19 protein-coding genes and 1 riboswitch are annotated in these 17,486 nt (G+C 51.5%); of the genes, 2 read left to right on the top strand and 17 right to left on the bottom strand.

Features of this window, described 5'->3' with window-relative positions:
- Nucleotides 1-170: 170 nt before the first annotated feature.
- From yabG to CHH75_RS22075, 6 genes are all read right to left on the bottom strand, one after another.
- Nucleotides 171-1,067 (bottom strand): sporulation peptidase YabG, encoded by an 897-nt coding sequence (gene yabG / locus CHH75_RS22100; RefSeq protein WP_095267675.1) that lies wholly within the window; start codon nucleotides 1,065-1,067, stop codon nucleotides 171-173.
- A 70-nt stretch (nucleotides 1,068-1,137) separates the two neighbouring features.
- A complete protein-coding gene (gene rsmA / locus CHH75_RS22095; protein ID WP_095267674.1) occupies nucleotides 1,138-2,022 on the bottom strand; it encodes a 16S rRNA (adenine(1518)-N(6)/adenine(1519)-N(6))-dimethyltransferase RsmA in 885 nt (294 codons plus the stop codon).
- Nucleotides 2,019-2,573, bottom strand: a complete 555-nt coding sequence (gene rnmV, locus CHH75_RS22090) for a ribonuclease M5 (protein WP_095267715.1) — start codon at nucleotides 2,571-2,573, stop codon at nucleotides 2,019-2,021. The genes rsmA and rnmV overlap by 4 nt, the downstream gene beginning before the upstream one ends.
- Nucleotides 2,574-2,771: 198 nt before the next feature.
- Nucleotides 2,772-3,980, bottom strand: a complete 1,209-nt coding sequence (locus CHH75_RS22085) for a resuscitation-promoting factor (RefSeq protein WP_095399171.1) — start codon at nucleotides 3,978-3,980, stop codon at nucleotides 2,772-2,774.
- 266 nt (nucleotides 3,981-4,246) lie between these two features.
- Nucleotides 4,247-4,459: riboswitch (cyclic di-AMP (ydaO/yuaA leader) on the bottom strand.
- Nucleotides 4,460-4,643: 184 nt separating this feature from the next.
- Complete coding sequence (locus CHH75_RS22080) at nucleotides 4,644-5,432, bottom strand: TatD family hydrolase (protein ID WP_095399170.1); 789 nt, start codon at nucleotides 5,430-5,432, stop codon at nucleotides 4,644-4,646.
- A 116-nt stretch (nucleotides 5,433-5,548) separates the two neighbouring features.
- A complete protein-coding gene (locus CHH75_RS22075; RefSeq protein WP_095267671.1) occupies nucleotides 5,549-6,838 on the bottom strand; it encodes an HD domain-containing protein in 1,290 nt (429 codons plus the stop codon).
- A gap of 323 nt (nucleotides 6,839-7,161) precedes the next feature.
- Here CHH75_RS22075 and CHH75_RS22070 point away from each other — a divergent pair, with 323 nt between their 5' ends.
- Complete coding sequence (locus CHH75_RS22070) at nucleotides 7,162-7,416, top strand: AbrB/MazE/SpoVT family DNA-binding domain-containing protein (protein ID WP_006207408.1); 255 nt, start codon at nucleotides 7,162-7,164, stop codon at nucleotides 7,414-7,416.
- 409 nt (nucleotides 7,417-7,825) lie between these two features.
- Here the strand turns inward: CHH75_RS22070 and rsmI are convergent, their stop codons facing one another.
- From rsmI to CHH75_RS22020, 10 genes are all read right to left on the bottom strand, one after another.
- Nucleotides 7,826-8,716 (bottom strand): 16S rRNA (cytidine(1402)-2'-O)-methyltransferase, encoded by an 891-nt coding sequence (rsmI, locus tag CHH75_RS22065; RefSeq protein WP_095267668.1) that lies wholly within the window; start codon nucleotides 8,714-8,716, stop codon nucleotides 7,826-7,828.
- The gene (locus CHH75_RS22060; protein ID WP_095267667.1) at nucleotides 8,713-9,480 is read right to left on the bottom strand and encodes a tRNA1(Val) (adenine(37)-N6)-methyltransferase; all 768 of its coding nucleotides are present in this window, start codon (nucleotides 9,478-9,480) and stop codon (nucleotides 8,713-8,715) included. The genes rsmI and CHH75_RS22060 overlap by 4 nt, the downstream gene beginning before the upstream one ends.
- A gap of 180 nt (nucleotides 9,481-9,660) precedes the next feature.
- Nucleotides 9,661-10,032 carry a DNA replication initiation control protein YabA gene (gene yabA / locus CHH75_RS22055; protein WP_095267666.1) on the bottom strand — a complete coding sequence of 124 codons (372 nt, stop codon included), beginning with the start codon at nucleotides 10,030-10,032 and terminating at the stop codon, nucleotides 9,661-9,663.
- 32 nt (nucleotides 10,033-10,064) lie between these two features.
- Nucleotides 10,065-10,865, bottom strand: coding sequence for a PSP1 domain-containing protein (locus CHH75_RS22050; RefSeq protein WP_095267665.1), 801 nt, complete (start codon nucleotides 10,863-10,865; stop codon nucleotides 10,065-10,067).
- A 59-nt stretch (nucleotides 10,866-10,924) separates the two neighbouring features.
- Nucleotides 10,925-11,911, bottom strand: coding sequence for a DNA polymerase III subunit delta' (gene holB, locus CHH75_RS22045; RefSeq protein WP_095399169.1), 987 nt, complete (start codon nucleotides 11,909-11,911; stop codon nucleotides 10,925-10,927).
- Nucleotides 11,912-12,034: 123 nt separating this feature from the next.
- Entirely contained in the window at nucleotides 12,035-12,478 is a 444-nt protein-coding gene (locus tag CHH75_RS22040) for a YaaR family protein (protein WP_095399168.1), read from the bottom strand.
- 154 nt (nucleotides 12,479-12,632) lie between these two features.
- Nucleotides 12,633-12,962 carry a cyclic-di-AMP receptor gene (locus CHH75_RS22035; protein ID WP_006207400.1) on the bottom strand — a complete coding sequence of 110 codons (330 nt, stop codon included), beginning with the start codon at nucleotides 12,960-12,962 and terminating at the stop codon, nucleotides 12,633-12,635.
- 65 nt (nucleotides 12,963-13,027) lie between these two features.
- Nucleotides 13,028-13,669: a dTMP kinase gene (tmk, locus tag CHH75_RS22030; RefSeq protein WP_095267662.1), complete on the bottom strand. Its 642-nt coding sequence runs from the start codon at nucleotides 13,667-13,669 to the stop codon at nucleotides 13,028-13,030.
- Between the two features lie 217 nt (nucleotides 13,670-13,886).
- On the bottom strand, nucleotides 13,887-15,461 hold the full coding sequence (locus CHH75_RS22025; RefSeq protein ID WP_413773641.1) for an aminotransferase class I/II-fold pyridoxal phosphate-dependent enzyme: 1,575 nt from the start codon (nucleotides 15,459-15,461) through the stop codon (nucleotides 13,887-13,889).
- Between the two features lie 136 nt (nucleotides 15,462-15,597).
- Nucleotides 15,598-15,783: a sigma factor G inhibitor Gin gene (locus CHH75_RS22020; protein WP_095267661.1), complete on the bottom strand. Its 186-nt coding sequence runs from the start codon at nucleotides 15,781-15,783 to the stop codon at nucleotides 15,598-15,600.
- Nucleotides 15,784-16,020: 237 nt separating this feature from the next.
- On the opposite strand from CHH75_RS22020, the gene CHH75_RS22015 reads away from it, so the two are divergent.
- The gene (locus tag CHH75_RS22015) at nucleotides 16,021-16,545 is read left to right on the top strand and encodes a hypothetical protein (RefSeq protein WP_095267660.1); all 525 of its coding nucleotides are present in this window, start codon (nucleotides 16,021-16,023) and stop codon (nucleotides 16,543-16,545) included.
- 192 nt (nucleotides 16,546-16,737) lie between these two features.
- Here CHH75_RS22015 and CHH75_RS22010 read toward each other — a convergent pair whose 3' ends face one another.
- On the bottom strand, nucleotides 16,738-17,160 hold the full coding sequence (locus CHH75_RS22010; RefSeq protein ID WP_095267659.1) for a hypothetical protein: 423 nt from the start codon (nucleotides 17,158-17,160) through the stop codon (nucleotides 16,738-16,740).
- Between the last annotated feature and the right edge of the window lie 326 nt (nucleotides 17,161-17,486).

Here is a 17,486-nt window from a genome sequence, read left to right as displayed (position 1 = left end):
GACTTCCATTTTGATTAATATGCACCATTCTTGCTTCAATTATGTATCCTCATCGGCCCATGCCAAAAAAGCGCGGGCTGCAAGGAAATCAAATTCCTCGCAGCCCGCGCTTCAGGATCGCTCCTAGGTTCCAGGGCTGTATGAGAGCCATTCCTGGCCCCCTTGTGCAATTAATTGACCGTTGGCGTCACCTTCAAGGTGGAGAGGTCCTGAAGGCGCGGCAGACCGATGCGGTAGCTGCCTCGCGTCTCAATACCTCCGAGCCCCTGGCTGCCGCTAATGGTATGGTGAATAATATCGGTTATGTTCACCGTGTCCCTGACGGACGTGTAAGCGGCCTTTGCAGCCACGTATACCGGGTCCAGCGCATGGATCAGAATGCGGCCTGGAGAGCTTGCAAAGTTGGCGCCCGCCTGAAGCAGCGCCTCAAAATGAGACTGGCATGCCCCTGCCACAATGATCAGGGAGTCCATATTGCGTTCATATTGACGCGCGACCTGAATCGCCGAAGCGAAGTTTTGCGAATTTTTGTAACTGTCGAGACTGTACAGATTGTACGGTTGTCTGCGCTTGAGCACGCCGTCATGGCCTGTGATGACGACAATGTCGGGCCTTACCCGCGGCAGCATATGGTACAGCACATCCGCCATGGCCGATTCATTGACGTAATGCCCTTCCGCCGGTACCCGAAGCTGATTGTACAGTGCCAGGCTTTTTTTCAAATATTGGGGGTCTCCATCCAGATGAAGAACCTTTCCAGGCACGTCAAAATAACCTTTATCCACGTTCTGGCCCCATTCATTCCGAAGGCTGGCCAGTTGACGCTCACTCTGTTCCTGCTTATGCTTCTCCAGGCGGCTTAATGACTCGCTGGCCTTAATCCGTGCCTGCTTTGTTCGTTCGCTTACAGCGGGATACGGCGCCTTGACCAGATCATCAGCCGGCGAATCAGCCAGCAGCCTGAATTCTGTCCCTTTAATGATGATGTTCTCCCGCCGCACATCCTCCACCCGGAACGTGATATCGCCGCCGTAGGATTTACGAACGACCAAATCTCCCAAGTTCATCAACATCACCCCTACCCTATGGTATGGGCATAAGCGGTGATTGGTTCATGCCGGATTCAAATTAACTGCGTTAACGGATGCCAGCCTCGTACAGAACGCGGCTAAGCCGCGCGTACTCCTCAATGCTGAGTGTCTCCCCGCGCCGGGACGGCTCGATCTCTGCTTCAGCCAGAAGCTGCTCCAGCCGCTCTCGCCCTTTCTCCGGGAAGAAGCGGCTCTTCAGATTGTTCGCAATCGTCTTGCGCCGCTGGGCGAATGAAGCCTGTACCACTTCGAAAAAGAACCCTTCATCCGGCACCGATACCGGCGGCTCCTCGCGGACTTCCAGCCGAATCACCGCTGACTCCACATTCGGCTGCGGAATGAATACGGTATGCGGAACCGTACAGACGAGCTTCGGCACGCTGTAATACTGAACCGCGATGCTCAGGCTCCCGTAATCCTTGCTTCCCGGAGACGCAGCCATTCGCTCTGCGACCTCCTTCTGGATCATGATGACGATATTCTCCAGCGGGAGCTTCTCCTCCAGCAGCTTCATCAGAATCGGGGTAGTCACATAATACGGCAGATTGGCCACCACACTGACCTTGGCCTTGTCCGCAAAATCCGTACGAAACAGTTCGTGCAGATCCACCTTGAGCACATCGCCGTGATGGACACGAACGTTGCCGTACGGCTCCAGCACTTCCTTCAGGATCGGAATGAGACGCTGGTCGATTTCGACCGCGGTGACTGCGCCAGCGGTTTGCGCCAGCTTCTCTGTCAGCGCCCCGATCCCCGGTCCGATCTCCAGCGCCCCTTTCGTTTCATCGAGCTCGGCAGCCTCCACGATCTTGTGCAGAATGTTCTGGTCGATCAGAAAGTTCTGCCCGAGGCTCTTCTTGAAGGAAAAGCCGTGGCGCTGAATGATCTCCTTCGTTCGCCTTGGTGTTGAAATATCTTCGATTCGCGTCATGATGACTCCAAGCCTCCTTCATCCAGCTTCGCCAGCGCAGCTGCAAATTCCTCACGTGTAATCTGGAACATTCCGAGCCGCTTGTAAAACTGCTTGCTGTTGCAATAGCCGATCCCCAGCAGATTGCCCATCTGCATGCGCCGCTGGGCTGCATCCGGATGAACCGTTAACCCGGCGTCAATCAGGTCGTCCATACTGATCTGGCTCTCTCTGCCTTCAAATGACGTATGCACACGTTCAAGCGCCCTTCTAATAGCCTCCGGCGATGCGTTCTCCACCCCGATGTCCCCTTTGCGGGTCGCATCTTCCTCCGGGATGAAGGCATGCTTGCAGCCAGGCACATGCCGATCTATAATCTTCCGGATTCTCTCGCCTGCATGATCGGGGTCAGTCAGAATAATGACGCCTCTCCGCTCCTTGGCAAGCGCGATCCGGCGCAGCGTATGCTGGTTGATGGCCGAGCCGCCGGTTTCAATCGTGTCGGCTTCAACCGCCCGCTTGATCGCAACCGTATCATCCCGGCCTTCCACCACGATAACTTCCTTGATCATACGATACAATCTTCCTTCCTCTTTCGCATCCGCCAGATGGCGTTCCGGCACATCGTTCATTCCAGCCGGTGCCAAGCTGTCCAAATCACAAAATAAAAGAAGAGGATGATCATCCTCTTCTTATCGTCAATGTATATTATAAGCTACATAGTATAGCATTATCATGGCAAAGTAAATTGGAATTATGGCTGGTCCAGGTTAATTGACATTCGGTTTTACCGGGCCGATGACATAGACGGTACGCCCGTTTTTGCGCCCGAAATTAATGGCTGCATTCAGCGAATCATAATAGACGTCGATTTTGTTGCCTTTGATCGCGCCGCCAGTATCTTCAGCGCGGCGGAAGCCCAGTCCTTCGATGTATACCCACCAGCCGATCGGAATGACGTTAGGGTCAACTGCAATCGTACGGCCCTCGGTCACTCGGGTTCCCGAAGCGGTACGTGTCCCGATGCCCGGCTGTTCCGAGGAATAGGCGGTCATGGATACATTGTTCAACACCTTGGTATATTTAAAATCAACACCGGCTTTGGAGACGACATTATTGTTATTCTCCGCTGCCTTGGCTTCTGGCGCCTTCTTCGCGGTGGCCAGCTTCGCAGATGTAGCCTTAACATTCACAGCAGCCGTCTGAACGGTCTGCTCCTCGACGATCTCCGGCTCCGGAGCCTTCTTGGTGCCGACTGCAATAATCTTATCCTTCGTTCTCCGTTCTACCTCTTGACCGATCTTCGTCTTGGAAACGAGCTTTCCGTCATGGTATACCTTCTCGTAATGATGAATCAGCACCCCGTTCTCGCCGCGTTGAATGACGCGGTTATCGCCTTTGACCAGAGAAGGGTCCGCCGTCTTGATCACGCGGAAGGTGCGGCTTTCCGGCTCCTGAACGGTTTGTTTCGTGACGCGGATGACACGGATATCCATGTTACCGGACAATTTCGTGTCTTCGGATGGCACAACTTTATCATCTACCCCGACCGTGATGCGAGCTTCCTTGAGCACATCAGCGACCGTATTCTGGGTGGTGAACAGCGTTTGAGTTTTGCTGTCAACTGTAATTTGGATTGGAACCGCACGCTCGATAATGATCCGGTCGCCGTCCTGAATCGCTCCATTCAGGGGCATCGACACCTGATCCTGCGGGTTCAACGTAATCGCCTGCTCATCCAGCACTTCTTGAAGCAGGGAACCACGCGTTTCGACTTTGGTCACTCGACCATCAACCACAAGATGAACTTCCTTACCCGTCTGATCATGAACAACCAGCGACACGAGCAATGAGACGGTGATGGCACCCATGGTGCCAAGCAACACCAATTGACGCAAATTTTCATGCTTCCATCGTAATGCGTAAGACATGCTGGATGATTGTGATTCATGGGTCTTCTCAGATTGAAAAACGCCCACTATTCCATCCTCCTTCATAGTCCCGCCGTCTGACAACGCATGAAATGCATTTGACGTGACTATAGCAAATTTTCCCACAGAGCGAACTGCTACTAAACGCCCTGCGTCAATCCCCGTCTTCCCGTCCATGCTTCGTCACCTCCTGTTTACCAACAGTATGACGATCACCTCTCCAATATTCAAAAACAAAAGAAGCCCTTGAAAGAGTACTAGAGGCTCTAACGTGGCTTCCTGATGACAATAATCATGGAAAAGGTGTGCACGAGAATTCCCCTCTTACTTCGCTTACGGAGTTAGCTGTCGGGTTTGGACGTAAGAGTGACGCCCTATGTCGGGAGCTTCGCTCATGGCGAAGTCCGTTCAATTCACCCCAAAGACTCGAATTACTGAAATCAAATACGGCCCGGCATCCCGCGGATGCATAAAGCTGTATCGGTTCCCCCGTTCCCCAAAAAGCAGGGATTAAGCGAGACGGTTCATGAAATGGTCCGCTGCAGATTCGAAATCTTGGCAGCTTCTTATCACTGAAAAGATGATATCCTGTTTACATGCAGGTTGTAAAGCAACAATCAACCACATTTTTCGAAGTAAATGGTTAAAATATTGTAATATCAACCTCTTTTGTATTAAAAAATCTTTAATTAATCGCAAATACTCTCTTTTTCACCGCTTTTGCTCCGGATTTTGTTTAATGGAAAATCGTTCCATAGCATTTCTCGTGGTAATCTCAGCCAGTTCTTCCACGGTAATTCCTTTCAATTCGGCCGCAGCCTCGGCCACCATCTTAACATATCCGCTCTCATTTCGCTTCCCCCGGAACGGGTGCGGTGTCAAATACGGCGAATCCGTCTCGATCAATAAACGATCCATCGGAACCTGAACAAGAACCTCCTTCGGCTGCTTGGCATTCTTGAACGTAATCGGCCCGCCAAAGGAAATATGAAAGCCCATATTCAGGCACAGCTTTGCCGTTTCCCAGCTCCCTGAGAAGGAATGCATCACGCCGCCTACCTCGGACGCCTTCTCCTCCCGCAAAATCTTCACAATATCCTCATGCGCATCCCGGTTATGAATGACAATCGGCATGCCGAGTTCACGCGCAAGGCCAATCTGCCGGCGAAGCACGCGGTGCTGAACCTCCTTCGGGGAGGTGTCCCAGTGATAGTCCAGGCCGATCTCTCCGATCGCAACCACCTTCTCGTGAGCACAGAGCGAGGCGATCCAGTCCAGATCCTCGTCCTTCATCGTAATCGCGTCTACAGGATGCCAGCCAACGGCCGCATAAATAAAGTCATAGGACTCCGCCAGCTTCATCGTTGTCGGAATGGTCTCCCGGTTAAAACCGATATTGATCATTCTTGATACGCCCGCTTCAAGCGCCCGGGCAATGACGGCCTCCCGGTCCTCGTCGAATTGATGCGCATCCAGATGGGTATGTGTGTCGAACAGCATCGCGTCATTTCCACTCCTTTGGGTTGCTTTTTGTCGCAAACTTGCTTTGCCTGCCCCCGATCTGTTTAAAAGTATAAGGGGGAACGCCGAGATTTCTAGCGCAGCCAGAATCTATCTTACAAGCTTTGTCTGAAAATATCTGTGATATGTTTAGGCATGCGGTCAAGCGCATCCTTCACTTTTTCCGCCGGGAAATACAGATGATAACGCCCTTGGTGAATCCCGCTTATAGAGCGCACAATCTCCGATACCTCCGAGATTTCCCGCAATTGATCATGACGATCAAGCAGCAGGATCTGCTTCTCGCTCGAAGGCATGCCCGAATGAAACCTATCATAAGGAAGATCGGTCGGAAAATCAATGGCAAGGTCATATTCCGGATGAAGGCCTGCTTGCCGGAATGCCTCGCGAATATCGTCGATGAAAGACTCGTCCATCATGTCAAATTCCACGTATTTATACAGTTTCCGGTGCATGAATCGACCGCATAATTCGCTAAGCTGCTTGTCCTCCTCGGCGGTCCATTGCAGAAATGCCGTTTGGATCAACGCTTCATCCAATTGCAAATACTGGCGGACGGATAGCGAACCTTCAAAGAGGGACGGCAGCGGCTCGATCATGAACTTAAATCGGTATCCCTGGCTATGCAGCTCCTTCGCTCTGCGGAAGATCTGTCGCAAAATAATTTCGGAGCTTCGCGTCACCGGATGGAAGTATACCTGCCAGTACATCTGATACCGGGACATCAGGTAATCCTCTACAGCGTGCATCCCTGATTCCTTGACGACGATGCGATCACGAAACGGACGCAGCAGCCGCAAAATCCGGTCAATATCAATCGTGCCATAATTAACCCCGGTATAATACGCATCGCGGAGCAAATAATCCATACGATCCGCATCCAGCGGGCTTGTCACGAGATTCATTACGATCGGCTTGTCATACGTCTTGCGAATGACGGAGGCTACCTTCTCTGGAAAGTCATCGCCAGCCTCCCGCAACACCTCGTTCACACAAGTATCTCCGAGCACAATTCTGCATGTCCAATCTTCGTGATCCATATCAAACGCTTCTTCCACCGAGTGGGAAAAGGGACCGTGACCTAGATCATGGAGAAGAGCCGCGCATAATGCTACCATACGCTCGTCCATCGGCCAATCCGTATACCCTCTGCGCTCGAACTGCGAAATAATTTTCCGTGTAATTTCATATACCCCAAGCGAATGCGAAAATCGGCTATGCTCTGCCCCGTGAAAGGTCAGATACGACGTCCCGAGCTGACGCACCCGGCGCAGCCGCTGAAACTCCGGCGTATTGATGAGACGCCAGATCATATCATCCTGGACATGAATATAATTGTGAACCGGGTCTTTAAATACTTTTTCTTCCGATATTGGAGACAGCATCCTTCCTCAACTCCTTCTCATTTATCGTTCATTTTGGCCGATAAGCACTTTTTTTGACACTTAATGTCGAATAGTGTCGAAATAAGTAAAATCACGCCTTCCAAATCGACATCCAGGAAATCAGGCGCTTTTCAGGTCCTGTAATAGTAACTTTGTCGTAAGTACAAGGGTTCAGTACACTATATTTTCGTAAACAGGTTCCGATTTTTCAAAAATATAGGTTGACTGTTTTGGGAATCGTTGGTACTATAAATAACATAAAAGATAGAACTATGTCGAATTATGACTTTTTTAAATTATGGCGAGAGGGGCTATTATAAGTTATGATGAAATCAACAGGAATTGTAAGAAAAGTCGATGAGCTGGGACGGGTTGTTATTCCGATTGAATTGCGCCGCACACTCGGAATCGGCGAGAAGGACGCTCTTGAAATTTATGTAGACGGTGAGCGGATCATGCTCAAGAAATACGAGCCTGCTTGCATCTTCTGCGGAAATGCTGAGAACGTGACTTATTTCAAAGGAAAAATTGTATGTCACGAATGTATTTCTGAGATCCCTACACCTGTGACAAATTAAAAATAATAGTATATAATAAGTATATTCACTTTGTTAATTCTAACCTTTTTCATATCTCCTTGTGCCTTCCTCGGCTATGAACCCGGCCGCAGGAAGGTTTTTTTTGATCATGCCGGACAAACCGGCGCTTCTCCGCTTTTTCTGTCTGTTGAGCCCCTTCCACCGCTTGTTCCGGAGCCTCTGGCGCTGCCGGTTGTCAGACCCCGGAAACGAATAATATTCTTGGAAAAATTGGATTTCTTCTATTATAAATACCCCTTATGTCCTTGCGCTACGCTGCGGCCTGTTCTGCTGACCGTCCCTGCCCATGACCCATTCGTCTTCCGACTTGAGTCATGCAGCGAGACACCGCGCACGGGGAGCTGCGCGCGATGCAAAAAACGATGCCCTCCACGCTTACAACACCATGCTACAACAATGCGTTGTACACATCCCGCTTTGATACGCCCCGGTCGCCGGCAGTCCGTTTCATCGCATCCTTGCGGCTCATGCCCTCCTGCTCATAGCGGGCGACATGCTCTTCAAGCGACAGCTCCTGCCACCAGGCATTTTGTTCACGCAGCTCATCCTCGATGGATGCGCCCTGCACGACGATGCAATATTCGCCGAGCGGCGGGTGCTCCTCGAGCCATTGCTGACACTCGCTTACAGTCCCCCGGACAAATTCTTCGTAACGCTTGGTCAATTCCCGGGCCAGCGCAATGCTGCGGTCGCCCAGCGCCTCCTTAAGCAGTTCCAATGTTCGTTTGACCCGGTGCGGAGATTCATAAAAAATCAATGTCCCACTCGCGGCCCCCAGCCCCTGCAGCTGCTCCATCACATCCTTTCGTTCACGGGGCAGAAACCCGATAAACGTGAATCTTTCGGTCGGCAATCCCGATGCGATCAAAGCCGAAAGCGCAGCGTTCGCGCCGGGGATCGGAATGACCGGAATTCCGTCTGCAATCGCCAGTCTGACAAGGTCGGAACCGGGGTCGGAAATGGCTGGCAGACCGGCATCGCTGACCAGCGCCACATTTTTTCCTTCTATTATATAGCGTATGATTTCAGGACCGCTGGCAGCCTTGTTATGCTCATGATAACTGAACAGCTGCTTGGCCGGAATATCAAAATGCGTGAGCAGCTTTCGCGTCTGCCGCGTATCCTCCGCCGCAATAATATCACACTCCCGCAGCGTCCGAATCGCCCGATATGTCATATCCTCCAGATTGCCGATCGGCGTGGCCACCAAATACAGGCTGCCGCCCGGATGCTGCCCTTGATTGGCTTGAGCAAAGCTCGTTTGAACGATTGGTTTCATTCCTCTTCATCATCCTTATACGATCCAAAATAAATATCCATAAATTCGTCGCAGTATTGGCCCTCTTCGTTGTACACGATCAGCGGCGGCTTCAGTCGAACCTCCGGCTTGCCATCCCGTATGCCCTCGATCAGCACCATGTTGGCCTCCATATTCGCCCTAGGATGCACGAAGCGGATCACCTTCGGCTCAACTCGATACCGGCTCATCAGCGTAATAATCTCCGCAAGACGGAGCGGCTTGTGAACCATGCTCATTTTGCCGCCTTGCTTCAGCAGACGTGAACCTGCCTCAATCACTTCCTCCAATGTGCAGTGAATCTCATGTCTGGCTATGGCCTGGTATGGATTCAATTTCACATCACTGCCGTTCATCGGCATATAAGGCGGATTGACGGTAATCGCATCATAGGCGCCATAGCCGGTTTCCTTATACAGCTCCCTTAAATCGCCCTCGCGGATCGTAATTTGCTGCTCTAGCCCATTCATCTCCACGCTTCGCCGTGCCATATCCGCCAGCCTCGGCTGAATCTCAATGGCCTCGATCGGCGCTGAGGTGCGGGTGGAGAGCAGAATGGGAATGACCCCATTGCCTGTGCACATATCCAGGATTCGGCCGCGGCGAGGGATGCTGGCAAAGCGGGCGAGCAAAACCGCGTCCATGGAGAAGCTGAACACTTCTTCACTTTGAATGATGCCCAGCTCATGGGTGAGCAGATCGTCGATGCGCTCGGACGGCTGGAGGCTGATTTGTTTCAGTTTCATAATTTCATTCCTTTTTAGCATTGATAGTTCCGGCACCTCGGCCAGGAGGAAGGCGCTAGGTACACGCAGGTGATCTGGAGTGATGGAGCAGCTGCCTGCTTCAGCATCCATATAGCATCCATACAGTATAACCTTGCAACCTGAGAAAAAAACCGTAGGCGTTTTTCTCCTACGGCTTTCTCATTTATTCAGAAAAGACAGGCAGAACAGGCAATCCCCTTCCGTACGCAAATGCCCGTAATAGACATTGCATATATGGAAGCCTTCGTGGTACAGCCGGGCCAGGTTATCATAACCTTCCCCGACCACATCTTCCCCATGCTCCTCAGCCTTGTTCGGCTGCGGATGGTTCGGAGCAATCGGATGGGTCGCTTCTGCCGGATCAGCTTCCCTTTTTAATATCTTTCGGAGCTGTTCATTTTCAAAGCTGAGGCGATGGTTCTCTTCCAGCAGTTCCTTGATGACCAGCTTGAGTCCACCGAGTTCACTGTGCATATGTCCCATCTGTGTTTCCATCTCTTGAATGAGCGCAAAAATGTTTTTCTTCTCCAAGACTACACCCCGAAAACAAACATTGTATTTGTCTATTTGACTACAACGTCATCCATTGGAAGTTCCTTGACCTTACCGATCTCAAACAGCTGAACATGAACGGTTCGTTTATCCGCATTGAGTCCGACCACTTTGCCGTCCCCAAGCGAGGTGACAACCAATTTCCCGACGGATGGAAGCTCTTCCTTGACACTTTCATAATTATCATGCTCAAACTTCAGGCAGCACATCAATCTTCCGCATAGCCCGGAAATTTTGGTAGGGTTCAGCGACAAGCTTTGATCCTTCGCCATCTTGATCGATACCGGTTCAAAATCTCCGAGCCATGAAGAACAGCACAGTACGCGTCCACAAGGTCCAAGGCCGCCAAGCATTTTGGCCTCATCCCGTACGCCGATTTGTCGCAGCTCGATTCTTGTCCGGAATATGCTGGCCAGATCCTTGACCAGCTCACGGAAGTCCACACGGCCTTCTGCTGTGAAGTAAAAAATGATTTTGTTGCGGTCAAACGTGAACTCCACGTCCACCAGCTTCATTTTTAATCCGTGATCCCGAATTTTATTTAAACAGGTTGTAAATGCATCCTTAGCCGCCTGCTTGTTCTCTTCAACCACACGGGCATCAGAATCGCCGGCAATGCGGATGACCTTCTTCAGCGGAAGGACGACATCGGATTCACCCACCTGCTTCTTACCAATAACAACCTGACCATATTCAATGCCGCGAGCCGTCTCTACGATGACGGATTGCTCTTTCTCCACCGGAAGATCGAGTGGATCAAAGTAATATATCTTGCCCGCTTTCTTAAAGCGGACACCTACTACACTGTACAAAAATAAACCCCCTTGTGCCTGTACATCTAGGCCCGTATTCGCGCGCCTGGGGGTTTCGCTCACGCCGGAGTGTTACCGCCCAAGCCGATCAACAGCTGCTCCAAACAGAGCTGTCCATTGACATTATAGCGTAACTTCTTCTGACACTCTGCGGCCAAATCCATACAGGATACCCACTGTGCTGTGCTGCGGGCTGACGCATGACCAGAGATATACTCCGCCTGATCTATGAAAACGAGAGACTCTTTCCTTCCGTATTGGACATGGATCATGTCCTTACACCATAAATGGAACAAACTGAACATCATATCCAGATGCTCCGAGAGTTCGGTTTTGAACACCTTCTGACTCGCGGTAATGATCGCAGAGCCGCTTCGGTTCAAAGACTCCTTCCCTAATTGTAACACTACGTTTCTAATTTCTGCAAACCAATTCTCGTTCAATATTTTCCTGCACCCCTCAAGTCCGGATGCAAGCTGAACCGCGCAGCGCACAAGCGCGTGAGGGTACCCCTCGCCCACCAGCATCTGCTCCATCATTTGCGGTGGAAGCGCCCGGAAAGGCACCTTCTGTACCCGCGACTGGATGGTCGGCAGCAGTGCCTGTCCATTCTCGGCGATCAGAATGGCGACGACCGGAACCTGCGGCTCCTCCAGAAACTTCAGCAAGCTGTTGGCCGCCTGCGTTGTCATCTTCTCCGCCTGCTCAATAATATACACTTTCGGGTTGCGATGCTCCGAGCGATACGAGAATAAGCGCTGAAGCTCACGGATTTGGTCGATCTTAATGCTGGCGCCATCCGGACCGATCATCGTCAGATCGGGATGGTTGCCATGCTCGACCTTGCGGCATTCAAGACATTGCCCGCAGGCATCGTCTTCAAGCTCCGTGCAGAACAACGCTTTGGCAAAAGCGACAGCCATATCCGTCTGTCCCGCTCCCTTCGGGCCGCTGAACAGATAGGCGTGACTGACCGCCTGACGGCGAAGAGCGCTTTGCAGCAGCTGCTTGGCAGCCTCTTGACCTAATATATCATTAAAAGACATAAGTCCTCTCACTTTCTATGTTCAATACCTGTTCTTGTTTCTGATTCTAGAGCTTGTTCATATCTTTGTCCGAGCCAAGGAACGCGAACCCGGTATAATGGTTCTATCAAAATGCGTATGTTGTCAAAATACCAGATTAATCAATATGCCGCGAATTTCGCCGACCTTGTTAAGCAAATCAATTCTTCCCTGCTCCGTATCCAGAAGCTCGTCCGCCATGGAGAGCAGAACCGAATCAATCTCATCAATAATATTGTAACGCTTGCCTCGTCCTCTGCGGTCCCAGCCTCGCGTCTCTTTCATTTTGACCCCGCGACGGACGGTCTCTTCCAGGAATCGGCGCACCATTTGCTTATAAGCCTTCAGTTCCCGGACATTCATCGATTTCAGCAGGCGATCGCCCTGCAGGGCAATCTCCCGCATCTGGCGGGTCAGTTCCTCATGGGATGCCCTCTCCCCCTGCTGACGCATCATATCCGAGAAGGATTTCTGCTGCACGGGTTTAGCGGTATTATCCGGGACGGTTAATTCACTTTTGATGGGCCTGAAGCCCGGATTAATCTTCAACTCAATCCACCGCCTATATAATAAAAAATGCTATATAGACTGAACCAAAGAAAACAATCATCATGCTGGGTGCCCACCTCCCTATACAGGAGGGATGCTGTTATTCCCTAGTTCAATCTATATAGGTCGAACAACAGAACCTAAGAACTTTCTCTTAGAAGTGCTCAAATCTCTCGACAGGGAGGACAAATACTGTTGCGCCGCCCACTTGCACTTCAACCGGAAGCGGCAAGTAGGAATCTGTCGTTCCACTCATCGGGGTAACCGGCGTGACGAGCTGCTCGCGAACTTTACAGCTGGTGCGAATGACGCTCAGTACGCTTTCAACCTGGGAATCATCGACCCCGATCATAAAGGTGGTGTTGCCCGCCTTCAGGAAGCCACCTGTACTTGCGAGTTTGGTTGCCCGGAAATTCGCTTTCACCAGCGCGGCGGAAAGACGGTTGCTGTCCTTATCCTGTACAATCGCAACAATTAATTTCATTGCAAATCCTCCTTATCGTTTTTTGGCAGCTTAAAGCGCCATGCCTTATTATTTGACAAACACCCTCAAAAATCCTTTAAAAACGCGTCCAGATGTCTAATCATCTCCCGTTCGACCTGCTCTGGAGGTCTGGAAGCATCAATCAAACGAATTCGGTCCTTAAACCGCTCGGCCAGCTGAAGATAACCTTCCCTGACCTTTTCATGAAACGCCAGACTCTCCATATCCAGCCGATTCACTTCGCGCTCGGCATTCATCAGAATCCGGGACATGCCTGCCCTTGGCTCGATATCCAGCAGCAGCGTCAAGTCGGGCATCCGCTGATTGATAGCAAAGGCGTTAATGCTCCATACTTCTTCTATACCCAATTCCCGGGCATATCCTTGATATACGAGACTGCTGTCCACAAACCGGTCGCACAGCACCGTGACTCCCTGCTCCAATGCAGGCTCGACTTTCTCTACGAGATGCTGACGCCTGGCTGCAGCATACAACAGGGCCTCCGTCCGTGCGTCCATCGCGGTATGTTCCGGATCTAGGATAATCGATCGGATCTTCTCGGCGATGTCGATGCCGCCCGGCTCGCGGGTAATCAGATACGGCATGGATCGGTTCTGCATATACGCGGACAATCTGCCGATCATCGTCGTTTTTCCTGATCCTTCTCCACCCTCGATGGTGATAAATAACGGTCTGTGCTTGTTCATCGACAATCCTGCTTTCATGATGATTTAGGCTTGAAATGTTAGTCAAGGTGTCTTACGTGACTAGGAATATCTCATCTTAAGGGGCACGCTTAGATGCCTTCTTGGGCGCTTATCCCTCTCTGTGTCTCTGTGTATGCTTCGGTATCTTTTCTATATCTTTCTGACTCTCTACTGTCTCAATGGCTGGTGCTGTCATGTCGAGGGCTTCCCTCCCGGTCTAATCCTTATAGACAACGATCGTGTCCATGTCCGGGTCGGCCGTACCCTGACACTTGACGCCGGCATCTCGAAGACGGATTAATCGCGAGGCCATCGGCCCTGTGATTACCTCGCCCGGATACAGGACCGGGATGCCCGGCGGATAAGGGATGACCATCTCGCCAGCCACGCGTCCTGCGCTTTCTTCCACGCGGATAGCTTCAAGTTTCTGCGGATCGGCAGGCTGGAGAGAGAACGAGACGGGCGATGAATACGAACGCTCGCCGCTTGAAATGTTCCACGTGGAAACATCGGGAGCGGCAGGTGCGGCGTGATCGATGTCATCCAGGTTTAGCTCCGGCTCCTGCTTTACAATATGCACAAGAGCCCATAAGAGGTGATTGACATCTTCCAGTGTCGATCCCAGGGAGAAGAGCAGGACGACGCGCCGCTCGTCACTCATCTCCGGCACACAGCCGCGCGCTTCGAGTGCGCGCTGGAGTGCGTACCCGCTAAGGGCCCCGGTGCGGTCATATATGACCGCTTTGAAGGGGTCCTGGCGGGTATACGCCGCCGCCCGGGCGCTGCTGGGCCCCGGCGGCGGGGCTGCTCCGCCGGCTGCGGCCGTGCCGGCGGCGGGGGTTGCGGGCTGCGGCGGCTGCAGCAGCCCGAAGCGCGGCAGCTGCGCGAGCCCGCGCTGGAAGGCGTCCACGGCGGCCAGGCCGGCCGTGAAGGCGTCCTGGCCCTGCGCGTGCAGCTGGCGGCGGGCCAGATCCAGCGAGGCCATGAGCGGGTAGGAGGGGCTTGAGCTTTGCACCATGGCCAGCCGCTGCCGCAGCAGCTTGCGGTCCAGCAGCTCGCCCTGCACATGCAGCATCGCCCCCATCGTCATGGCCCCCAGCATTTTGTGCGTGGACTGTACGACAGCGTCAGCGCCGCAGGAGAGCGCACTATCCGGCAGCATCGGATGCAGTCCGAAATGCGCGCCGTGGGCTTCATCCACGAGCAGCGGAACCCCATGCTGATGACAGGCTGCCGCCAGAGGCTTCAAGTCGCTTCCCATGCCGTAATAGTTCGGCATCGTCACCAGCACGCCCTTGGCCTCCGGATAAGCCTCCAGAGCTTGTCTCACCGTCTCCTCCGAAGGAGCCACCGCAAGGCCGCTGCCTGCATCTGTCTCCGGCTGGAGAAATACGACCTGTGCTCCGGCGAGCATCAATCCGTTCAATACCGATTTATGAACATTCCGCTGCACCAGCAGAAGATCCCCCGGTGCTGTGCACACGGTCAGGATCATCGCCAGATTGCCTGACGTGCTGCCGCCTACGAGGAAATAACTCTCCTCAGCCCCAAAGCAATCCGCAGCAAGCTGCTGTGCCTGCCGAATGACACCTTCCGGATGATGCAGATCATCCGTCCCTGTAATTTCCGTAACATCAATCCGCATCACCTCGCGGAGCAGATCCGCCTCTTGTACGCCTGCGTAGGCCTTGCCGTTTTTATGTCCGGGAACATGCAGCGAGACATTCCCTTCTTCTCTATAACGCAGCAGCGCTTCTAGGAGCGGTGCCTGATGCTTGTTCATACTCCCCATTGCGTTTCCCTTCGGATTATAATATCTACCCTATTTTATCGCAAATTGGCATCTGCGCCTATGGCAAAGACCGCAAATGACCCATAGACAGCAAAAAAGGCCTCTTCATCAGGGGCCTATGCACAGGGTCTCACTATTAAACATTTTTCGGAATGACGATTTGCTTTAATTGCCGAATAAAAAAATGATATTTTGCATCGTCCGCACTGGTATGCACAATCTCGGATTCGCAGTCCTCACATACGAATTGCGAAACAATCGTAATGCCTTCCGCTTTAGGTTGGTTGCAAACGATGCAGACTTGTTCGGTCAGCTCTTCCATTGATAACCACCCCACCTTGTTCCTTTTCCTATTAGTATGGCACAGTTTCTATTATTTTAAACCTTTTCATAGGATTTCTTTGTTACGCTTTATGTATATGTCGGTGACATTTCGCTTGTGTCTGTACCTTTTTTGGTGCTTAATAATAATATCGCTTCTACCGATAAAATACATAAAAGCAATGTTTCAAACTAGCTCTACCGGATCATCATAGACAAAGGAGGACAGCTACGCCCGATGGCAGAACAACCGCACGGTCAAGCCACCTTTTATCAATACCGATTATTAAAAAAAATTCCGATGACCAAGACCCTGCTGGCCCTCTATCTGATGCTACCCTTGATCGCGGCTGTGGCAGGGATTATTGCTGTGTCCTGGAGCACGATCCCGTACATGCTGATGGCCATCCCCATCGTATTGTGGATTCAATACTTCATAGGTCACTCGGCGCTGCTTCTGATGGGACGCAATTATACGAAAAGGTGGCGGTTCCAGCTCCGGCTTCCTTGGCCGGGCTATATGCCGGACCAGCACATCAGCCGGCGGGTGTTCCTCACCGTACAGCAGCATACTAGCTGGATTGGCTTGTGCCTGTACGCCCTGGTGGCACTGTGGACGCCTCCGTTATTTACGCTATCTCTGGTATTCTGGCATCTGTGGCTTCTTTTGCCGCGTTTCTACTTCCTCGTTCGCTTAAGCATGAAGTATAAGGACGGTATGTTAAAATTCAATGCGGAGGATGTTTCCTATTACAAGCAATAGGTCGCTGTCTTCCAACCTTTGAAAACCATGTTGCTCATCTCACAACATTTATCCCGGCGAACGCCGGAAGATAAGCCGCATTTCTAAAAACAGCAAAGGGAACTCCTCACCGCGCGGGAGCTCCCTTTTTCATTCTCCGAATGAATCATGAACATAGAAAAAGACCTCATTTCGAAGCCCGAAAGAGGTCTTTTATTTCTTGCTCTCCAAGCCTTGGATGGCTTGCTTCTTCGTCTGACTGGGTACCATGATGATCAGATACCCGTCATGAACCGTGAGATGAACGATACTGTTTCCTTTCTCAAAAACGAGGGAGGCGCCAGAATCATCCTTCCGCTGCTTCCAGCCCCAGGACTCGATTTCGTTCAAATAGGGTTCTGGTATATCGTCTCCTTCCTTTATGCCAGGAAGTGCGTAACGTACGTAATCCAACTCGGTATTGCCTGACGTCTGTTCCGTCTTGTTAGCTTCTCTCGGGACGGGGAACGATTTGACGTTAGCCGCGCCATTGAAGGAATTCCAGCTGGGTTCAGCATGGGTTCCACAGGCAGAGCTGGTCAATAATATCGTACCAGCGCATATAAGACCAGCTACGTGCCGCCGGCTTTTAAGCATCGCAATTTTTCCTCCTCTCCTCATTATACCGTGTGCTGCGTGTAGTTCTTAGGTAATGGTATAAGGAGAATCTCTGCATTCAGGCTACATACCTACTGCTTTTCGCAAACAGGTAAAATACATCAGCCCGCATATGCCCGAATATAACTAATTCTATTATACTGATTTCCTTTGTTATATCGGTAACAAAATCTTCATCTGTTCACACCTTTTGAAGAGCCATGTTATATAACAGTTCGGCTGAATAAATGAAAGTACGGTGATCAAACATATCTTAATAAAAAAATAAAAACCACCGTCGACTACTTCGACAGTGGTTCTTCGCC

The organism is Paenibacillus sp. 7541, assembly GCF_002276395.1.
Lineage (GTDB): Bacteria > Bacillota > Bacilli > Paenibacillales > Paenibacillaceae > Paenibacillus_AQ > Paenibacillus_AQ campinasensis.
The sequence above is the reverse complement of the archived record's forward strand: the minus strand, read 5'-3'. Positions and strand labels throughout refer to the sequence as shown.

What these genes read in the sequence shown, in the direction of transcription:
- yabG (WP_095267675.1), bottom strand. Translation starts at nt 1,067, where the DNA reads ATGAACTTGGGAGATTTGGTCGTTCGTAAATCCTACGGCGGCGATATC.
- rsmA (WP_095267674.1), bottom strand. Translation starts at nt 2,022, where the DNA reads ATGACGCGAATCGAAGATATTTCAACACCAAGGCGAACGAAGGAGATC.
- rnmV (WP_095267715.1), bottom strand. Translation starts at nt 2,573, where the DNA reads ATGATCAAGGAAGTTATCGTGGTGGAAGGCCGGGATGATACGGTTGCG.
- CHH75_RS22080 (WP_095399170.1), bottom strand. Translation starts at nt 5,432, where the DNA reads ATGCTGTTCGACACACATACCCATCTGGATGCGCATCAATTCGACGAG.
- CHH75_RS22075 (WP_095267671.1), bottom strand. Translation starts at nt 6,838, where the DNA reads ATGCTGTCTCCAATATCGGAAGAAAAAGTATTTAAAGACCCGGTTCAC.
- CHH75_RS22070 (WP_006207408.1), top strand. Translation starts at nt 7,162, where the DNA reads ATGATGAAATCAACAGGAATTGTAAGAAAAGTCGATGAGCTGGGACGG.
- rsmI (WP_095267668.1), bottom strand. Translation starts at nt 8,716, where the DNA reads ATGAAACCAATCGTTCAAACGAGCTTTGCTCAAGCCAATCAAGGGCAG.
- CHH75_RS22060 (WP_095267667.1), bottom strand. Translation starts at nt 9,480, where the DNA reads ATGAAACTGAAACAAATCAGCCTCCAGCCGTCCGAGCGCATCGACGAT.
- holB (WP_095399169.1), bottom strand. Translation starts at nt 11,911, where the DNA reads ATGTCTTTTAATGATATATTAGGTCAAGAGGCTGCCAAGCAGCTGCTG.
- CHH75_RS22035 (WP_006207400.1), bottom strand. Translation starts at nt 12,962, where the DNA reads ATGAAATTAATTGTTGCGATTGTACAGGATAAGGACAGCAACCGTCTT.
- tmk (WP_095267662.1), bottom strand. Translation starts at nt 13,669, where the DNA reads ATGAACAAGCACAGACCGTTATTTATCACCATCGAGGGTGGAGAAGGA.
- CHH75_RS22025 (WP_413773641.1), bottom strand. Translation starts at nt 15,461, where the DNA reads ATGGGGAGTATGAACAAGCATCAGGCACCGCTCCTAGAAGCGCTGCTG.
- CHH75_RS22020 (WP_095267661.1), bottom strand. Translation starts at nt 15,783, where the DNA reads ATGGAAGAGCTGACCGAACAAGTCTGCATCGTTTGCAACCAACCTAAA.
- CHH75_RS22015 (WP_095267660.1), top strand. Translation starts at nt 16,021, where the DNA reads ATGGCAGAACAACCGCACGGTCAAGCCACCTTTTATCAATACCGATTA.
- CHH75_RS22010 (WP_095267659.1), bottom strand. Translation starts at nt 17,160, where the DNA reads ATGCTTAAAAGCCGGCGGCACGTAGCTGGTCTTATATGCGCTGGTACG.